The sequence below is a fragment of the Dietzia sp. SLG310A2-38A2 genome (assembly GCF_014145095.1).
Classification (GTDB): domain Bacteria; phylum Actinomycetota; class Actinomycetes; order Mycobacteriales; family Mycobacteriaceae; genus Dietzia.
This window is the reverse complement of record NZ_JAALDX010000052.1, coordinates 12,391-14,670: the sequence shown is the minus strand read 5'-3', so window position 1 is coordinate 14,670 and position 2,280 is coordinate 12,391. Positions and strand designations below refer to the sequence as shown.

General features: G+C 67.8%; 2 protein-coding genes. One reads left to right on the top strand and one right to left on the bottom strand.

Annotation, left to right across the window (positions count from 1 at the left end; all coding sequences use genetic code 11):
* Positions 1-44: 44 nt before the first annotated feature.
* Positions 45-1,046: a nuclease-related domain-containing protein gene (locus tag G6027_RS19410; protein WP_346995601.1), complete on the bottom strand. Its 1,002-nt coding sequence runs from the start codon at positions 1,044-1,046 to the stop codon at positions 45-47.
* Positions 1,047-1,218: 172 nt separating this feature from the next.
* Here G6027_RS19410 and G6027_RS02035 point away from each other — a divergent pair.
* Positions 1,219-2,280: LLM class flavin-dependent oxidoreductase (locus G6027_RS02035; protein ID WP_182634941.1), on the top strand; the 1,062-nt coding region annotated here is incomplete at its 3' end.

Genomic DNA, 2,280 nt, shown 5'->3' with positions numbered 1-2,280 from the left:
GGCGCCCACCGCACCCACCCCGCCTGACCCTCCCCTCCCCGGGTTCAGCGGTGCCACGTCGTGGATCGCCTGGCGACCTCGTGGATCGCGTCGATCTCGCGTAACCCCAGTCGCTGCGGCTGCGACGTGAGAAGTCGCCTGATGCGGCGCCGGGGAATCACCGTCACCGCGCCATCTGCGGGCTGGTTCTTCACGGTGAATCCCGCTCGCGCTCCCACTACCGCGATAATCCCGGTGACCGGGACCGGAAAGCCGACCTGCTCCGCGAGCAGACGGGATGCCCTTTTCGCCTCGTGTCGGCTGTTGCGGATGTACGGAACCCGGTTGCCATTGACCATGAAGGTGTCCCCGCCCACCCAGATCGACGCCTTGGGGTGATTCTTGGAGTTCACGGTGAAGACACCGCCGGGGCCGATCACCACGTGGTCGATATCGGCACCCCGCTCCCCCACGCGCACGGCGTGCAGGACCCTCCACCGGGCATCCAAACCCGCCAGCTGTTCGCCGACCGCCTGCTCACCGTCCGCGCCGATACGCCACGCACGCTCGTCGGTCTTCGCGCCAACCAACCGGGCGAGGACATGTCGCACCACCCCCTGCGCCTCCCGCTCGGCGAGCGCCCGCTCGCGTGCGGCCGCCCCCGCACGCGCATCGGCGAGATCGTGCCACCTCGGTCCGGATACGGTGGTCGGCGCGGTGAGTGGCGCGCCGGCGTGCGCGGTGGTGTGCGCGGTGGTGTGCGCGGTCGGCGGAGTTGTCGATGGGCCAGTCGACGCCGCGACCGGCCCGGAACTCGACGGGGACAGTGCGGGCGGTGTCACCGTCGCCGGCGGTAGCCGGCTCGACTCCTGCGCGGATTCACGATGTCGCCGCGCGTCCGGGTGGCCCTCGATCGCTTTGCGCAACAGCGGAAGGTTCGCGAGATCGTCGGAGTGGTAGCGGCCGGTCGCCAGGTCGAGATAGCCCAGGTCGGTTCCACCGGGGGTCGCGGCATAGAGCCGGTTGTGGCCGAAACGGGCCCACCTACGGACGATCCACTCGGTCACGGCGCCTCCTGTTGTCAGTCGCCGAATACTCACATCCCGAGGCCACGGCGCGGAGGGGAACTCGCGAACCGAGAGGCGGCAAGGGTGAGGCGGAATACTCCTCGGCCCCCTTTTGTTTGACGTGTCAGCAAGTTAGAATGAAACGCATCAACAGACTGAAAGGCTCGCCATCATGCAGTTCGGGATCTTCTCCATCGCCGACATCACGCCTGACCCCCACACCGGGCAGGTGTCCACCGAGCACGAGCGCCTCGAAGCCGTCGTCGAGTACGCCGTCCAGGCCGAGCAGGTGGGCCTGGACGTCTTCGCCCTGGGCGAGCACCACAATCCGCCCTTCGTCACGTCCTCCCCCACCACCACCCTCGGTTACATCGCGGGCAGGACCTCGGACATCATCCTGTCCACCGCCACGACGCTCATCACCACCAACGACCCGGTGAAGATCGCCGAGGACTACGCCATGCTCCAGCACCTCGCCGGGGGCCGGGTCGACCTGACCATGGGCCGCGGCAACACCGGGCCTGTGTACCCGTGGTTCGGCCAGGACATCCGACAGGGCCTGCCGTTGGCGATCGAGAACTACGAGTTGCTGCACCGCCTGTGGCACGAGGACATGGTGGAGTGGGAGGGCAAGTTCCGGACAGCGCTCCAGCAGTTCACGTCCACCCCGCGCCCGCTGGACGGCGTCGCGCCCTTCGTCTGGCACGGTTCGATCCGTTCGCCGCAGATCGCCGAGCAGGCGGCCTACTACGGTGACGGGTTCTTCCACAACAACATCTTCTGGCCGATCAGCCATACCAAGCAGATGGTCGAGTTGTACCGCCGCCGCTACGAGCACTACGGACACGGTTCCGCAGATCAGGCGATCGTCGGGTTGGGCGGGCAGTTCTTCGCGCGCTCCAACAGCCAGGACGCGGTGGACGAGTTCCGCCCGTACTTCGACAACGCCCCGGTCTACGGTCACGGCCCGTCGCTCGAGGACTTCACCGCCCAGACCCCGCTGACGGTGGGTTCCCCGCAGCAGGTCATCGACCGCTACATGACCATGCGAGAGCACGTGGGTGACTACCAGCGCCAGATGTTCCTCATCGATCATGCCGGTCTGCCCCGCAAGACGGTGCTCGAGCAGATCGAGATCCTCGGCACCGAGATCGTTCCGGTCCTGCGCCGCGAACTCGACGCGCAGCGGCCGACCCACGTGCCCGACGGCCCCACCCACGCCGCTCGTGTCGCG